Origin of the sequence: Herbihabitans rhizosphaerae (assembly GCF_004216555.1) — a bacterium.
Taxonomy (GTDB): domain Bacteria; phylum Actinomycetota; class Actinomycetes; order Mycobacteriales; family Pseudonocardiaceae; genus Herbihabitans; species Herbihabitans rhizosphaerae.
In genome coordinates, this window is the sequence record NZ_SGWQ01000017.1 from 41,618 (window position 1) to 58,248 (window position 16,631).

Annotated in this window: 10 protein-coding genes; 5 read left to right on the forward strand and 5 right to left on the reverse strand. The window is 68.6% G+C overall.

The annotated features are described in order from the left end of the window. Position 1 precedes the first annotated feature (1 nt). On the reverse strand, positions 2-1,303 hold the full coding sequence (locus EV193_RS31305) for a glycoside hydrolase family 1 protein (RefSeq protein ID WP_130348633.1): 1,302 nt from the start codon (positions 1,301-1,303) through the stop codon (positions 2-4). A gap of 93 nt (positions 1,304-1,396) precedes the next feature. Beyond that, on the reverse strand, positions 1,397-2,176 hold the full coding sequence (locus EV193_RS31310) for a DUF2470 domain-containing protein (RefSeq protein ID WP_165401575.1): 780 nt from the start codon (positions 2,174-2,176) through the stop codon (positions 1,397-1,399). Between the two features lie 122 nt (positions 2,177-2,298). Between EV193_RS31310 and EV193_RS31315 the strand changes: the two genes are divergently transcribed. Both EV193_RS31315 and EV193_RS31320 read left to right on the forward strand, forming a co-directional pair. Next, complete coding sequence (locus EV193_RS31315; RefSeq protein WP_130348578.1) at positions 2,299-3,891, forward strand: hypothetical protein; 1,593 nt, start codon at positions 2,299-2,301, stop codon at positions 3,889-3,891. A gap of 190 nt (positions 3,892-4,081) precedes the next feature. Next, positions 4,082-5,449 (forward strand): S8 family peptidase, encoded by a 1,368-nt coding sequence (locus tag EV193_RS31320; protein WP_341273216.1) that lies wholly within the window; start codon positions 4,082-4,084, stop codon positions 5,447-5,449. 50 nt (positions 5,450-5,499) lie between these two features. Here EV193_RS31320 and EV193_RS31325 read toward each other — a convergent pair whose 3' ends face one another. Both EV193_RS31325 and gltB read right to left on the reverse strand, forming a co-directional pair. Further along, positions 5,500-6,951: a glutamate synthase subunit beta gene (locus EV193_RS31325; protein WP_130348579.1), complete on the reverse strand. Its 1,452-nt coding sequence runs from the start codon at positions 6,949-6,951 to the stop codon at positions 5,500-5,502. Beyond that, positions 6,944-11,461, reverse strand: a complete 4,518-nt coding sequence (gene gltB / locus EV193_RS31330; RefSeq protein ID WP_165401572.1) for a glutamate synthase large subunit — start codon at positions 11,459-11,461, stop codon at positions 6,944-6,946. Before gltB ends, EV193_RS31325 begins: the two co-directional genes overlap by 8 nt. 437 nt (positions 11,462-11,898) lie before the next feature. On the opposite strand from gltB, the gene EV193_RS31335 reads away from it, so the two are divergent. The 3 genes from EV193_RS31335 to EV193_RS31345 all read left to right on the forward strand — a co-directional run bounded on the left by EV193_RS31335 (position 11,899) and on the right by EV193_RS31345 (position 15,403). Then, positions 11,899-12,768 (forward strand): HalD/BesD family halogenase, encoded by an 870-nt coding sequence (locus EV193_RS31335; protein WP_130348580.1) that lies wholly within the window; start codon positions 11,899-11,901, stop codon positions 12,766-12,768. Between the two features lie 129 nt (positions 12,769-12,897). Next, complete coding sequence (locus EV193_RS31340) at positions 12,898-13,611, forward strand: class I SAM-dependent methyltransferase (RefSeq protein WP_242613800.1); 714 nt, start codon at positions 12,898-12,900, stop codon at positions 13,609-13,611. Positions 13,612-13,621: 10 nt separating this feature from the next. Beyond that, entirely contained in the window at positions 13,622-15,403 is a 1,782-nt protein-coding gene (locus tag EV193_RS31345; protein ID WP_242613801.1) for a choline/carnitine O-acyltransferase, read from the forward strand. 229 nt (positions 15,404-15,632) lie between these two features. On the opposite strand, the gene EV193_RS31350 is transcribed toward EV193_RS31345, so the two are convergent. Further along, a complete protein-coding gene (locus EV193_RS31350; RefSeq protein ID WP_130348583.1) occupies positions 15,633-16,610 on the reverse strand; it encodes a glycine betaine ABC transporter substrate-binding protein in 978 nt (325 codons plus the stop codon). Positions 16,611-16,631 lie beyond the last annotated feature (21 nt).

Genomic DNA, 16,631 nt, shown 5'->3' on the forward strand with positions numbered 1-16,631 from the left:
TCTATTTCAGTTCGGCCAGCGGGCCGTTCACTCGTGCCGGGGCGAGGCAGCTGATCAGCGTGTCCACCAGTGAGCAGAGTCCCGGCTGCCGTTCGATCCGGTAACCGTCGGGGACGCCGCCGCGTCCGGTGATCGCGGTGAACGCCGCGACCGCGTCGGTCGGCTTCCTGGTCAGCGTCGGATCGGTGAGCACGTCGACGGTGTACAGCCCGAAGCGCGCCCGGTAGGTGCCCCACTCGTAGTTGTCGGTGAGGCTCCAGTAGTTGTAGCCGATCACGTTCATTCCGTCGGCCTTGGCGCGCTGTATCCAGTAGATCGTGTCGTTCAGATTGTCCGCGCGCGTGTAGTCGGGTTCACGCGTCTTTCCGTTGTCGGTCGGCATGCCGTTCTCCACGATGTAGAGCGGCAGGTGCGGAAAACGGCGGTGGTACGCGCGCAGGGCGTGATAGATGCCTTCGGGTTGGAGCTTGATCTTCCAGAATTCACTGTTTCCGGCCGATATCGCGGTCCAGTTGTCCAGGCTCAGTCCGTAGTAGTAATCGATGCCGATGTAGTCCAGCTTGTCCTTGAACTGGTCGAGGAACAGCAGGTCGGTCACGTCGTTGAACCCGCTGATGTAGGCCTGGTTGCTGGTGACCTTCGCGTTCCGGTCAACGCGGTGGATCACGTCGTAGGCCTCGCGGTGCGCGCGCACGATGTTGGACTGCGCGCTCAACGCCTGCAACGGTTGCACGGCACCGGTTTTGAACAGGGTGAGCATCAGTGCGAACGGCTCGTTGAACGTGACCCAGAGTGCGCCCGTGTCGTGGTAGCGCCGGGCGATCCGGTCGGTGAACGCGACGAAGTCGGACACCGTCTCCGCCGAGGCCCAGCTGCCCTGATCGGTCACCCAGCCGGGCTCGACGAAATGGTGCAGCGTGATCATCGGTGTCATTCCGGCGTCGAGTACGTGCTTCACGACGTCGTCGTAGTACGCCAGTTCGGCGGTATCCCACATGTCCGGATTCGGCTGCACTCTCGCCCATTCGATGCCGAACCGGAACGTGTTGACGCCCATTCTCTTCGCGAGCTGGATGTCTTCTTTGTAGCGATGCCGGAAATCGACGGAGTCGTGGTACGGATCGACGCCGTCGGTGCCCGCGTTCTTGTCGACGTACCGTTTCCAGTTGCTGTCCGGCGCGCTTCCCTCGGATTGGTAGCCCGAACTCGCGACGCCCCAGTAGAACGTTCTGGACCATTCGTCGCCGTTCTCGGCGGCGGTGGGGGTGGTGGCCAGCGCGGCCACCGCGGTCAGGACGATCATCAGCACGGTTCGGCGCACGCGTCCTCCTCGGCTACATCGGTGTATCTGAGTATTCGCAGAGGGTGAACGTGAAGTCAATACACGTTTTGGGTGTCACCGGGTGACGAACGGGCAGCCGACCATCTGGCGCAGCCGCGCGGCCAGTTCGGCGGGCGTGTCGACGGGCTGGCTGAACGACAGCCGCACGTCGTGGTCGACGTTTCCGATCTCGACGCGCAGGCGCATGCCGAGCCGGTCGAGGCCGAGCGGCCGGATTCGCCCGTCGCGCAGCTCCGGCGGCAGGTGGCGCGCCAGTCGGGTGACCACGTCGCCGTGATGGTGCGCCAGATGCATCAACCACTCGGACTCGTAGTACACGAACGGGTCAGGCTCGGCGTGCCCGAACTCGTCCGGCGCGACCGAGTGCGTGCCAGCCGAGTCGGCGACCACCAGTGACACCGGCACCAGCCGCAGCATCGCCGCGCCGTGGCCGAGGTCGAGCAGGCGTGGGTCGGGCGTGGACTCGGCGATCATGGACGCCTCGTCCCGCGCCTGCTCCGCGCCGAGTGCGCACAGCCAGCCGGTGATCCACATCAGCCCGCGGATCGGCTCGCGCAGTGGCACCGGGGCGAAGTCGACCAGCTCCAGCATGGCCGCGACCTCGCCGCGCGGGGCGAACTCGGCCTCGGTGATCAGCTCGTGGTCGTCCGGCAGCAGCAGGCTCACCGAGCCGTCGGTGTGCACGTGGTGCAGCAGCGGCACGAGCCGGGCGCCGTCGACCGGGTCCTCGCCGGCGGGAAGGAGCGTCGCCGGACAGTCGAGCGCCACGATGGTGCGGGCCCGCTGTGCGGGAGTCGGGACCGGTGGAGCCTGGACGTGCTGCTGAACCACGATCACCTCCAAGTTAGGTAAGCCTAACTTAGTGCGATTCGCTCAAGAAAGCCACAGCCGTGCGACGAGCGGTGGACCCGGAGTGTCGCGGCCGCTACGTTTCGCGTGATCGAAGGGGGACGGCCATGACCGTGCGGCGACGTCGTTGGCTTCCGGTATTGAGTGCGCTGGTCCTCGCGGGTGTCGTCGGCCCGCCCGCCCCGGCCCTCGCCGAGTCCACTGTGGACTGTCCGGCCGCGGTCGACGAGCAGGCCTTCGCGAGCACCGCACGGCTGCGCCAGCTGAACGCCACTGTGGCCGGATTCGGTTTGCGCACAACGGGAAGCGCCGCGCACGAGCGGGTGATCGACTGGATCGAGCACGAGGTCGACCGGCTGCCGGAGATCACCACGCGCTCGGTGCCGGCGTCTCTGCTGAAGTGGCAGCCGCACGGCGGCGACCTCGAATCGGCCGGGCAGTTGAAGGTCGGCCCGTGGCAGGTGCCGGTCGCGGGTGCGGTGCCGTACAGCCTGCCGACGGCGGGTTCGCGCGGCGGGCTGATCTACCTGCCGCCCGGCGAGCGGATCACCCCGGCCAACGCGCGCGGCAGGATCGTGGTGCGCGACTTCCCGTGGCTGCCGATTCCGTACGACCCGATTCTGAACGCCGCGCACCACGCCACGCCGGACCTGCAGGCGCTGCGCGGCACGGTGTACGACCGCGGTCACCCCGCGGAGAGCCTGCTCAACCGCGATCTGGTGGACGCCGGGCTGGCCGAGGCGGCGGGCGTCGTGATCGCGTTCGACCTGCCGCGCGAGCAGGTGCGCGGGTACTACGAGCCGCACACCGGGACGCACTACCGCGTGCCGGCCGTGTTCGTCGGCTCCGAAGAGGCCAGGTTGCTGCGCTGGGCGAGTGGTCTGCCCGCCGACGTCGCCGTGCACGCGCGCCGGGAGCCGGGGACCACGCGATCGCTGATCGCCACGCTGCCCGGTCGTAGTGCCGAGCGGATCGTGCTCGACGCCAACACCGACGGGAACACGTGGGTGCAGGAGAACGGGAACGCGGCGCTGCTCGCGATCGCCGACTACCTGTCGCGGCTGCCGGTGCGCTGCCGCCCGCGCACGGTCGAGTTCGTGTTCGCCACGGGTCATCTGCACCGGCCGATCGAAGGCAGCGAGTTCCGCGCGCGCGAGCTGGACCGCGACTACGACGCCGGCACCGTGGCGTTCGCGCTCGCCGTCGAACACCTGGGAACGCGCGAGCTGCTGCCCGTGCCACGCTGGGGTGGACGCGAGCTGCGCTTCTCCGGCAAATCCGAGTTCACCGGCTGGTACGCCGGCAGCCCTGTGCTGGTTTCCGCCGCCATCAACGCCATTCGTGCCCGCGGTCTCGACCGCACCGCCGTCCTGCCCGGCTACGATCCGCCGGTGCCGGGTCGGGTCCCGCCGCAGTGCTCGTTCGGCGGAATCGGCAGCCACTTCCACGGTCATCTGATTCCGACGATGGCCACGATCTCCGGCCCGTGGTCCCTCTGGGCGCCGTCATTCGGCGCATCGGCGATTGACTTCTCCCGCATGCGGCTCCAGTCACTCGCCCTCGCCGACACGGTCCTCGCGCTCGGCGACGTCCCACGCGAGCAGATCGCCGGTCCATACCTCGCCCAACGTCAAGCCCGTGCTCATGGTGCACCCACCTGCGCCGGCGAACTCCCACCCGAACACGCCCCCGCGCCGTGATCCGAACCGGCCGCCGCACCACCACCTGAGCACCTGGCTCGTAGCCGGCGAATTGCGGTCGCCGGTGACAAAGGGATCGACCGGAATTGTGCGAATTGTTCCGGTCGGCCGACGTTCTTCGAAGACGTGCTGGTCAATCCCTCTTACGCCGATTTCACTTGAGTTCCCTGCTGAGTGGAGGAGGCATCCCTTGTCCCGTTCATTGCTGTGCGGTGTGGTCGCCGCGCTGTTCGCCAGTGTTGTCGGGGTGGTGACCGTGTCGTCGGCCACCGCGGCCGAAGGGCAGATCCTGGGCGTGGAATCACAGGATGCGATCCCGGGTCGATACCTGGTGGTGCTCAAGAGCTCGTCGGACAAGCAGAGTGTGGCCGACCGCCACAGAGCGCGCGTGACCCACGAGTACGGTCGCGCGCTCACCGGCTTCGCCGCGACGATGTCCGCGGCCGACGCGCGCAGGGCCGCGGCCGACCCGAGGGTTGCCTACGTCGAGCAGGACCGGATCGTGCGGACCACCGGCACGCAGCCGACGCCACCGTCTTGGGGCCTCGACCGCATCGACCAGCGAGCCCTGCCGTTGGACAAGAGCTACACCTACCCCAACGAGGGCGCGGGGGTGACGGCGTACATCATCGACACCGGCATCCGCACCACGCACTCGGATCTCGGTGGACGGGCCACGTGGGGCACCAACACGGCCGACAGCGACAACTCGGACTGCAACGGTCACGGAACGCACGTCGCCGGCACCGTCGGCGGTTCGTCGCACGGTGTGGCCAAGAAGGTCGACCTTGTCGCGGTGAAGGTGCTCGACTGCGGGGGATCGGGCACCCTGTCCGGCGTCGCGAAGGGCGTGGACTGGGTGACGGCCAATGCCCGCAAGCCCGCGGTGGCCAACATGAGCCTCGGCGGCTCCGGTAGCAACACCACACTGGAGAACGCGGTGCGCAAGTCGATCGCCTCCGGCGTGGTGTACGCGGTCGCGTCCGGCAACTCCAACACCAACGCGTGCAACTTCACCCCGGCGCGCACCCCCGAGGCGATCACGGTCAACGCCACCACGAACACCGACGGCCGGGCGTCGTTCTCCAACTACGGCACCTGCACCGACATCTTCGCGCCGGGCGAGGACATCACCGCGCCGTGGAACACCAGCGACACCGCGACGAGGACCATCAGCGGCACCTCGATGGCGACCCCGCACGTGGCCGGCGCGGCGGCGCTGTACCTCGGGGCGAACCCGTCGGCCACGGCCGGGCAGGTGCAGACCGCGTTGAAGGACCGGTCCACGAAGAACGCGGTCGGCAACCCGGGCAGCGGCTCACCGAACAACCTGCTGTACGTCGGTGAGGGCACGGATCCGGGTCCCGGCCCGGGTCCTGGCCCAGGTCCCGGCCCGCAGCCGCAGCCGTGCACCGCGCCGGCGTGGAGCGCGAGCCAGTTCTACGGATGGGGCGCGCAGGTGAGCCACGAGGGCCACAACTGGCGACTGCAGGTCTGGTTCTCGTTCAGTCAGCTCCCGGGCATCGGGAGCGCTTGGACGGACCTCGGCCCCTGCTGAGCTGACGACCGCGTGGCGGGCCGGGGCGCAACCCCGGCCCGCCAGCCGGTCTACGAGATGGGGCGGTCGGTGGGGGCGATGGGGGCGGGGAGCATCGAGCGGCCGGTGAGGTAGGCGTCCGCTCCGGCCGCGGCGGCGCGGCCTTCGGCGATGGCCCAGACGATCAGCGACTGGCCGCGGCCCATGTCACCGGCGGAGAACACGCCTTCCACGTTGGTCTGGAAGTCGGACCCGCGGGCGACGTTGCCGCGCGGATCCAACTCGACGCCGAGCCCGTCGAGCAGTTCGCTCTTGTCCGGCCCGACGAAGCCCATCGCCAGCAGCACCAGCTCGCACGGCAGCTCCTGCTGCGAGTTGGGCACCGGCACGAACTTGCCGTCCTCCTGCTTGACCTCTGCCAGCCGCAGGCCGCGCAACTGACCGTCCTCGTCGCCGAGGAATTCGGTGGTACTGACGGAGAACAGCCGCTCGCCGCCTTCCTCGTGCGCCGAGGTGGTCCGGTAGACCATCGGGTACGTCGGCCACGGGTGCGCGTCCGACCGAGTGTCCGGCGGCGTCGGCATGATCTCCAGTTGGGTCACCGACGCGGCGCCCTGCCGGTGCGCGGTGCCGAGGCAGTCCGCCCCGGTGTCACCGCCGCCGATGATCACCACGTCCTTGCCGCGCGCGTCGATCGGCGGGTGCTCCAGCTCGCCGGCCGCCACTCGGTTGGCGTGCGGCAAATATTCCATCGCCTGGTACACGCCCTCGAAGTCGCGCCCGGGAATCGGCAGATCGCGCCACGCGGTCGCACCGCCGGCCAGCACCACCGCGTCGAACTTCGACCGCAGCTCCTGCACCGTGATGTCCACCCCGACGTTCACGCCGGCCCGGAACTCCGTGCCCTCGGCCACCATCTGCTCGAGCCGGCGGTCCAGGCGGTGCTTCTCCATCTTGAACTCGGGGATGCCGTACCGCAGCAGGCCGCCGATCCGGTCGGCACGTTCGAACACCACCACGTCGTGCCCGGCGCGGGTCAACTGCTGCGCGGCGGCGAGGCCGGCCGGGCCAGACCCGACGACGGCCACCCTCTTGTCGGTGCGCATGTCCGGCGGCAGCGGGCGCACCCAGCCCTCGTCCCACGCGCGGTCCACGATCGAGATCTCCACGCGCTTGATCGTCACCGGGTCGTCGTTGATCCCGAGCACACACGAGGTCTCACACGGCGCCGGGCACAGCGTGCCGGTGAACTCCGGGAAGTTGTTCGTCGCGTGCAGCCGCTCGCTCGCGCGCTCCCAATCTTCCCGGTACACCAACGTGTTCCACTCCGGGATGAGGTTCCCGAGCGGGCAACCCTCGTGGCAGAACGGAATCCCGCAGTCCATGCACCGGCTGGCCTGCTTCCGCACGCGCTCGTCGCCGAACTCGTCGTACACCTCGCGCCAGTCCTGCAGTCGCAGGAACACCGGCCGGTGGCTGGCGTTCTCCCGCTGAACGGTCAGAAAACCCTTGGGGTCAGCCATGAGCCGCCTCCATGATCGCCTGGTGCACGTCCCGGCCGTCCCGCTCGGCGGCGGCCTTCGCGGCGAGCACACGCTTGTAGTCCTTCGGCATGACCTTCACGAACCGCTCCACCGCGACGTCCCAGTCGGCCAGCAGCGCGCGGGCCACGGCGGAATCGGTTTCGGCGTAATGCTTTTCCACGATTCCGCGCAGGAATTCGCGGTCGTCGTCGGCCAGCGGATCCAGGTCGACCATCTCGCCGTTCACCCGTCGCTCCGGCAGGTCCAGCACGTAGGCGACGCCACCGGACATGCCGGCCGCGAAGTTGCGCCCGGTCGGCCCGAGCACGACCACCCGCCCGCCGGTCATGTACTCGCAGCCGTGGTCGCCCACGCCCTCGACGACGGCGGTGGCACCGGAGTTGCGCACGCAGAACCGCTCGCCGACCTTGCCGCGCAGGAAGATCTCGCCGCTGGTCGCGCCGTAGCCGATCACGTTGCCGGCGAGGATGTGCTCCTCGGCGGCGTACTGCGCCACGGCCGGCGGGCGCACGATGATCCGCCCACCGGACAGGCCCTTGGCCACGTAGTCGTTGCCGTCGCCGATCAGCCGCAGCGTGATCCCCTTCGGCACGAACGCGCCGAACGACTGGCCGGCGGTACCGGTGAACGTCACGTCGATCGTGTCGTCCGGCAGGCCCTCGCCGCCCCAGTTCCTGGTCAGCTCCGAGCCGAGCATGGTGCCGACCGTGCGGTTGACGTTCCGCACCGGCAGTTCCAGCCGCACCTTGTCACCGGACCGCAGCGCGCCCTCGGCGAGCTGGATCAGCGTGTTGTCCAGCGCCTTGTCCAGGCCGTGGTCCTGGGTCACGACCTGGTGCCGCACCGCGTTCGGCTCGATGTCGGGCACGTGGAAGATCGGCGTCAGGTCGAGGCCGGACGCCTTCCAGTGATCGACAGCGTCCTGGGTGTTCAGCAGCTCGGCGTGCCCGACCGCCTCGGCCAGCGTGCGGAACCCCAGTGCCGCAAGGTGTTCGCGCACTTCCTGGGCGATGAACTCGAAGAAGTTCACCACGTACTCGGCCTTGCCGTTGAACTTGGCGCGCAGCGTCGGGTTCTGCGTGGCGACGCCGACCGGGCAGGTGTCCAGGTGGCAGACGCGCATCATGATGCAGCCGGACACGACCAGGGGAGCGGTGGCGAAACCGAACTCCTCCGCGCCGAGCAGCGCCGCGATGATCACGTCCCGGCCGGTCTTGAGCTGACCGTCGGTCTGCACCACGATCCGGTCGCGCAGCCGGTTGGCCAGCAGCGTCTGCTGCGTCTCGGCCAGGCCCAGCTCCCACGGCCCGCCCGCGTGCTTGATCGAGGACAGCGGAGAGGCGCCGGTGCCGCCGTCGTGCCCGGAGATCAACACCACGTCCGCGTGCGCCTTGGACACACCCGCGGCGACCGTCCCCACCCCGACCTCGGACACCAGCTTCACGTGCACGCGGGCGCGCGGGTTGGCGTTCTTCAGGTCGTGGATGAGCTGCGCCAGGTCCTCGATCGAGTAGATGTCGTGGTGCGGCGGCGGGGAGATGAGCCCGACGCCCGGCGTGGAGTGCCGGGTCTTCGCGATCCACGGGTACACCTTCGGCCCGGGGAGCTGGCCGCCCTCACCGGGCTTGGCGCCCTGGGCCATCTTGATCTGGATGTCGTCCGCGTTCACCAGGTATTCGCTGGTCACGCCGAACCGCCCGCTGGCGACCTGCTTGATCGCGGAGCGCCGTTCGGGGTCGTAGAGCCGATCGGGGTCCTCGCCGCCCTCACCGGTGTTCGACTTGCCGCCGAGCCGGTTCATCGCGATCGCCAGCGTCTCGTGCATCTCCTGGGAGATCGACCCGTAGGAGATCGCGCCGGTGGAGAACCGCTTGACGATCTCCGAGACCGGCTCCACCTCGTCGATCGGCACCGGCTGTCGCTCGCTCGTGAAGTCGAACAGCCCGCGCAGCGTCATCAGCGCGCGCGACTGGTCGTCGACCGCCTTCGTGTACTCCTTGAAGACCTCGTAGCGCCCGGACCGCGTGGAGTGCTGCAGCTTGAACACGGTCTGCGGGTTGAACAGGTGCGGCTCACCCTCGCGCCGCCACTGGTAGTCGCCGCCGGTCTCCAGCTCGCGGTGGCTGGCGTGCACGCCGTCGACCGGGAACGCGGTCCGGTGCCGGCGCGCGACCTCGTCGGCCAGCACGTCGAACCCGACCCCGCCGAGGCGCGACGTGGTGCCGGCGAAGCAGCGCTCGATCACCTCGGTGCCCAGGCCGATCGCCTCGAAGATCTGCGCACCGGTGTAGGAGGCCACCGTGGACACGCCCATCTTCGACATGGTCTTGCGCACGCCCTTGCCCAGCGCCTTGATCAGGTTGCCGGTGGCGTGCTTGGCGTCGGTGTCCTGGATCGCGCCCTGCCCGGCCAGCTCCTCCACGGTGGCCATGGCCAGGTACGGGTTCACCGCCGCGGCGCCGTAGCCGAGCAGCAGCGCGATGTGGTGCACCTCGCGCGCGTCACCCGCCTCGACCACCAGACCCACCTGGGTGCGGGTCTTCTCGCGCACCAGGTGGTGGTGCACCGCGCCGGTGAGCAGCAGCGACGGGATCGGCGCGTGCTTGGCGGTGACACCCCGGTCGGACAGCACGATGATCCGCGCGCCGTCCTCGATCGCCTCGCTGACCTCGGTGCAGATCCGCTCCAGCCGGGCCAGCATGGCCTCGCCGCCGCCGTCCACGTCGTACACGCCGCGCACGGTCACCGCCTGGTAGCCGGGCAGGTCGCCGTCGTCGTTGATGTGCACGATCTTGGCCAGCTCGTCGTTGTCCAGCACCGGGAACGGCAGTACGATCTTGCGTGCGTGTGCCGGGGTCGCCTCCAGCAGGTTCGGATGCGAGCCGAGCTGCGTCTCCAGCGAGGTGACCAGCTCCTCGCGGATCGCGTCCAGCGGCGGGTTGGTCACCTGCGCGAACAGCTGCGAGAAGTAGTCGAAGATCTGGCGTGGCCGCGAGGACAGTGGTGCCAGCGGCGCGTCGTTGCCCATCGAGCCGATCGGCTCGGCGCCGGCGCGCGCCATCGGCACCAGCAGCACCGACAGCTCCTCCTCGGTGTAGCCGAACGCCTGCTGCCGGCGCACCAGTGACGCGTGCGTGGGCACCTCGCGCTCCCGCTCGGGGAGGAACTCCAGCCGCAGGAGGCCGGCGTGCAGCCAGTCCTCGTACGGGTGCTCGGCGGCCAGCTCGCCCTTGATCTCCTCGTCGTCGACGATCCGCTCGGCGGCGGTGTCCACCAGGAACATCCGGCCCGGCTCGAGGCGCCCCTTGCGCACGATCGTGCTCTGGTCGATGTCCAGCACGCCGACCTCGGAGGACAGCACGACAAGGCCGTCCTCGGTGACCCAGTACCGGGCCGGGCGCAGGCCGTTGCGGTCCAGCACCGCGCCGATCTGGGTGCCGTCGGTGAACGACACCAGCGCCGGCCCGTCCCACGGCTCCATCTGCGTGGAGTGGAACTCGTAGAACGCGCGGCGCGCCGGGTCCATCTCGGTGTGGTTCTCCCACGCCTCCGGGATCATCATCAGCACCGCGTGCGGCAGTGACCGCCCGCCGAGGTGCAGCAGCTCCAGCACCTCGTCGAAGATCTGCGAGTCGCTGCCGCCCCCGGAGGCGATCGGGAACAGCCGGCGAAGGTCGCCCGGGATCAGGTCGGAGTCGAGCAGCGCCTCGCGCGCGTTCATCCAGTTCTGGTTGCCGCGCAACGTGTTGATCTCACCGTTGTGCGCGACGAACCGGTACGGGTGCGCGCGCTGCCAGGACGGGAACGTGTTGGTGGAGAAGCGGGAGTGCACCAGCCCGATCGCGCTGGTCACGCGCTCGTCGCGGAGGTCGGTGAAGAACGCCGGCACCTGCGCCTCGGTGAGCATTCCCTTGTAGACGATGGTGCGGCTGGACAGGCTCGGGAAGTACACGTCGGCGTCGGAGCGCTCGGCCCGCTTGCGCACGCAGAACGCGAGCCGTTCCAGGTCGAGCCCGGTGACACCGTCGTCGGCCGGGGCCAGGAACAGCTGCGCGAAGTGCGGCATCGCCTTCGCCGCGGTCGGCCCGGCCTGCTCCACGTGCACCGGCAGCTCACGCCAGCCCAGCACGCGGGTGTTCTCCTCGCGCGCGATCCGCTCCACCGTGGCGATCGCCGTGGCGCGCTCGGCGGCGTCGGTCGGCAGGAACGCGTTGCCCACGGCGTAGCCGCCGGGTGCGGGCAGTTCGAAATCCACCACCTCGCGGAGGAAGGCGTCCGGCACCTGGATCAGCAGGCCGGCGCCGTCACCGGTGTCGGGCTCCGCGCCGCGCGCGCCTCTGTGCTCGAGGTTGCGCAGGGCGGTCAGGGCCTTGGCCACGATGCCGTGATCGCGGCGACCGGCGAGGTCCGCGACGAACGCGACACCGCAGGCGTCGTGCTCGTAGCGGCTGTCGTAGAGCCCGCCGACCGGTGAGTCGTGGTGGGTCACGGGAACGCCTCCATGCTTGGTGCGCGCGGCGTCGATGACGCGCTGGTGTGCCTGTTTGACGCAGGGTTCAGCCTGGGCACTGGATGGTTGGTGCACGTCATCGTGCGAGTGGTGCACACCTCGTCGTGTGCTTGGCAGCGCACGTCATCGTGCGGCCACTGCGGGCGCTCCGACCGGCTATGGCCAGTGGGCGTCCCGCGCTGTGCGTCGACGGCCCGAAATTACCGGGTCTCATGACTCTAGTGTTAACAACGGGTTAGCGCAGCCCCTGAAAAGCCGCTCGTGGGAAATCCCACGCCGTCTTGACCAACATCATGACAGGGCTTTACAGCCGCGCGAGGCGCGGTGGCCCGAGTCACAAACCTCGAGGGTAGCCGGCAAATACACGCCCTGAATACGATGGACCACTCAGAGTCGCCGGGCGCGAGAGGGGCCTCATGGGCGTGTCGGACACCAGGGTGATCGATCTGCTCGTCGACACCGATCGGTACCCGCTCACGAGTCCGGACAGCTCCGCCGCACGCGAGGTGGTCGAGCGCGTCCACGGTGAACTGCGCGACGGCGGGTGCAGCGTGCTGACCGGATTCATCCGCCCCGAGCTGCACGAGTCCCTGCGGCTGGAGGGCGAGCGCGTCGAGGCCGAGGCCTACGACGACGTGGAGATCGTCAACGCCTACAACATCGACACCGGCACTCCGCTGCCGCCGGGTCATCCCGGCCGGATGACCATGGAGCGCGGCAACGCGTTCGTGGCCAGGGATCGGCTACCTGCCAATTTCCTGATCCACCAGCTGTACACCAGTGCGCTGTTCCAGCGATTCGTGGCGCGCTGCTTCGAATTGCCCGAGGTGCACGAGCTCGCCGATCCGCTGTCCGGGTTGGTGCTCAATGTCGTGCGGCCCGGCATGTCACACCCGTGGCATTTCGACATCAACGAGTTCACCGTGAGCATGCTGACCAGGGCGCCGGAGGACGGCGGCGGCTTCGAGTACTGCCCGAACATCAGATCGGCCGAGGCGGAGCGGTTCGACGACGTGCGCGGGGTGCTCACCGGGCGGCGCGACGACCTGGTGCGCGAGCTGACCCTGCGTCCCGGAGATCTTCAGCTGTTCAAGGGTCGCTATTCGCTGCACCGAGTCACTACGGTTCGGGGCGCGATACCGCGACACACCGCGATCTTCGCCTACAGCGAACGACCGGGAGTCCTTGGCAGCGTGGCCAGGACGAAACAGCTCTTCGGTCGGGTGCTGGAGCAACACCTCGACGCGCAACGGCGCGCGGTGCGGGTTGACCAACTATTGGATTGACCGACCCAGAATGAGGCATTTGTGCACTTTGACGCCAGTGGGAAAGTAGCACTGAGTCACATCTATGCCCAGCCCGATCCGCGTACCTATTTCGGGACACTCAGGACACTGGAGTACTGCATTCCGCAGTTGGCGAAGCCGTACTTCGAGAAGCTGGTCGGCGAATACGTCGAAGAGCACGATGTGCCTGTTGTCAACGTACTGGACATCGGCTGTTCGTACGGTATCAACGCCGCGCTGCTGAAATGCGATCTGACCATGGACGCGCTGTACGAGCGGTACGCCGGAGCCGGCGCGGAGTCGCTCCGCCCCGAGGAACTGCGCGCGCGCGACCGCGACCTGCTCTCCTCGCACGACGCCGCCACCCTGCGGTTCACCGGGCTGGACGTCTCGCTGCCCGCGCTGAACTATGCCCACGAAGTGGGGTTTCTCGACGCCGCGATTCACGCCGACCTGGAGGAACGCGATCCGACGCCGGAGGAGCGGGAGCAGCTCGCCGGTACGGACGTGGTGTTCTCCACCGGGTGCGTCGGCTACGTCACGCACAAGACCCTGGCCAGGGTGGTGCGGGCCAATGGCGGACGCAAGCCGTGGATGGCGCACTTCGTATTGCGCATGTTCCCGTTCACCCAGGTGGCGGAGTGTTTGGCCGAGCTGGGTTACGAAACAATCCGCGTCGACGACGAGGTATTCAAGCAGCGGCGATTCGCGTCGGCCGAGGAGCAGGCGCAGGTGCTGGACACGCTTGTGAAAATCCATGTCGACCCGGACGGCCTCGAGTCGGAGGGCTGGATGTACGCCGGGCTGTACATCTCGCGGCCGACTCGTGCAGACGACGAGTAGAAGGAACACAGTGAACAGTAGTCAGGAATGGTCGACCCGGACGTTCGGCAACGAGGACCACCTGCCACGGGTCCCGCTGCCCTCGGTCGCCGACAGTTGCGCGCGATTCCTGGAATGGTGCGCGCCGCTGCTGTCCGCCGAGCAACTCGCCGAGACCGAGCGTGCGGTCGAGCGGTTCCTCGCCGAGGACAGCCCCGCCCACGAGTTGCAGGCCGAACTGGCGCGCTACGACGGCAGCGGGGTGCGCAGTTGGCTGGACACGTTCTGGCCGGCGCGCTACCTGGGCCGCCGTGACCGCATCGCGCTCAACGCCAACTTCTTCTTCCTGTTCAAGGATTCCGAGCTGGGACAGGTGCCGCGCGCCGCGCTGCTGACCGCTGCCGCCGCGCGCTACAAGGTCCAGCTCGACGGGGAGAACGTTCCGCCGATCCTCCAGCGCGGCCAGGCGCAGACCATGGAGCAGAACAAGTTCCTGTTCTCCACCACGCGCATTCCGGGTGCCGACCAGGACACCGTGCGCGCGCCGTACGGCGACGAGTGGCCCGGCCCGTCACCCGCGCGGCACATCGTGGTCTTCTTGCGCGGCAACATGTTCCGCATGGACGTGCTCGGCGAGGACGGCACGCCGTACACGCTCGACGACCTGGAAGCCGGCCTGCACGCCATCATGAAGACCGGTGCCGCCAGGGCGGATACCCCGGTCGGTCACCTCACGACCAAGGCGCGTGCCGAGTGGGCGGCCAGCCGGCAGGCGCTGATCGACTCCGGCCCGCGCAACGCCGAGGCGCTGGACACCATCGAGAGCGCGCTGTTCTGCGTGTGCCTCGAGGACTTCGCGCCCACCGATGATCTGCACATGTGCGACCAACTGCTGCACGGTGACAGCGGCAACCGGTGGTTCGACAAGGCGGTGTCGTTCGTCGTGTTCGCCGACGGCCGGGCCGGCATCAACATCGAGCACTGCGAGTTGGACGGCACCACGATCCTCAGCTTCACCGACGCGGTGCTCGGCACCACGGCCGAGCAGTACGCCGAACTCGCCGAGCCGCACGGGTTGCCCGCCATCGAGCCGATCGAGTTCGCGCTGGACGACCAGCAGCGGGCCGACATCGGCTCGGCCGCCGCGGCGTTCGCCGAGTTCGCGGAGAACACGGTGAGCCGGGTGCTGTCGTTCACCGAGTTCGGCGCGAACCGGGCCAAGCAGCTCGGCATGTCGCCGGACGGCTTCGTGCAGATGGCGTACCAGTTGGCGCACAAGCGGGCCAAGGGGACCGTTGGCGCCACCTACGAGTCGATCGCCACCCGGCAGTACCAGGGCGGGCGCACCGAGGCGATGCGTGTGGTCACCCCGGAGTCGGTCCGGTTCGTCGAAACCATGGACGACCCGGCCGCCGACGCGGCGACCCGCAAGGCCGCTTTCGTGGCTGCCGCGGCGAAGCACGTGTCACGCGCCAAGGAATGCCAGCGCGGCGACGCGCCCGAGCAGCACCTGTGGGAGCTGCAGCTGATCGCCAAGCGCCGAGGCGAGGACCCGGGCCTGGCGCTGTACGAGTCGCCCGGCTGGACGGTCATGCGCGACGACTACCTGAGCACCAGCTCGGCCCCGTCGGTCAACATCCAGTACTTCGGCTTCGGCTCGACCAGCAGCCAGTGCATCGGCATCGCCTACGTGCTGCTGCCGGACCGCTTCACCATCTACCTCAGCACCCCGCGCCCGGTCGCCGACGGCATGCACCGCTTCGCCGACGAACTCACCGCCGCCATCACCGAACTGGAGGCGCTCCTCGCGTGAACCTGTTCGTGGACGAGGCCCTGCGCGCGGAGGAGCATCCGGGTGTGGTGTTCCGCGCCGGTCCGACCGGCCGTCGCGCGGGGCTGGCCGGCGGTCCGGACGTGTGGCGGGATTGAGCCCGCTGAATCACCAATTGGGGTTTGTCAAGTGGAGTGCGGAGATCTGTGGATAACACGGAGCTGTGGATGGCGTCGTGCGATCAGCGCAACGCCATCCTGACCGCCGGTGATCAACCGATGAAGCCGGCGGACTTCATCCACTCTGTCGCGACCGTGATCGGCTTCTGACCGTCGACGCTCACCTTCTTGTTCAGCTCGGTGAGCTGATCGGTGGTCAGCTTCTTCGCGATCTCGCCGAAGATCTGCTCCAGCCCGGGGTGCTGGCCGGCGATCGGCGCGCGGATCGTGATCGCCGGGTTGTAGATCGGGAAGAACTTCTTGTCGTCGACCAGCGGGGTCAACTTCTGCGCGGGGATGCGGCCGTCGGTCGCGGCGACCGAGCCGAACGCACAGGTGTCGCCCTTGCCCGCGGTCGGGTAGACGACCGCGTCGTTCAGCTCGTGGATCGAGGTGCCGGGCAGCGCGAAGCCGTAGGCCTTCTGCAGTCCCGCGAAGCCGTCCTCGCGGCCGGTGAACTCCGGTCCCATGCAGGTCGAGGCCGCCGCCGGGTCCCGCTTCGCGAGTGCGGCGTAGTCCGACAGCGTGGTGATGTTGTGCTTGGCCTTGGTGCCACTGCTGACCGCGATCGCGTAGGTGTTGTTGGCCGGAGCCGCCGGGAACCAGGTGACGCCGTTCGCCGCGTCGGCGGCCTTGACGGCGTCGAACATCTGCTGGGGTTCGGCGAACTTCTCGGTCTTCCGCAGGAAGCTCACCCACGCGGTGCCGGTGTACTCCCAGTACAGGTCGATCTCACTGGTGACCAGCGCCTTGCGCACGTTGTCCGAGCCGGTGATGTTGGTCTTGTCCACCGGGTCGGCGCCGGCCGCCCGCAGCGCGACGATCGCGATCTGGCCGAGCAGCAACTGCTCGTCGAACTCCTTGGAGCTGACGTTCAGTTTGACGCCGCGCAGGGAACTGATCTCTTTGATCGATCCCGAACCGGGTTTGGTGTCCGTCGAGCCCTTGTCCTCCTCGATCGTGCAACCGGCCAGCATGCCGGCTGCCATGGCCAGGCCGAGTACGGCGGTGAACATCCGGTGCTTTCGCATGCGGTCACTCCTGTGCTGCGG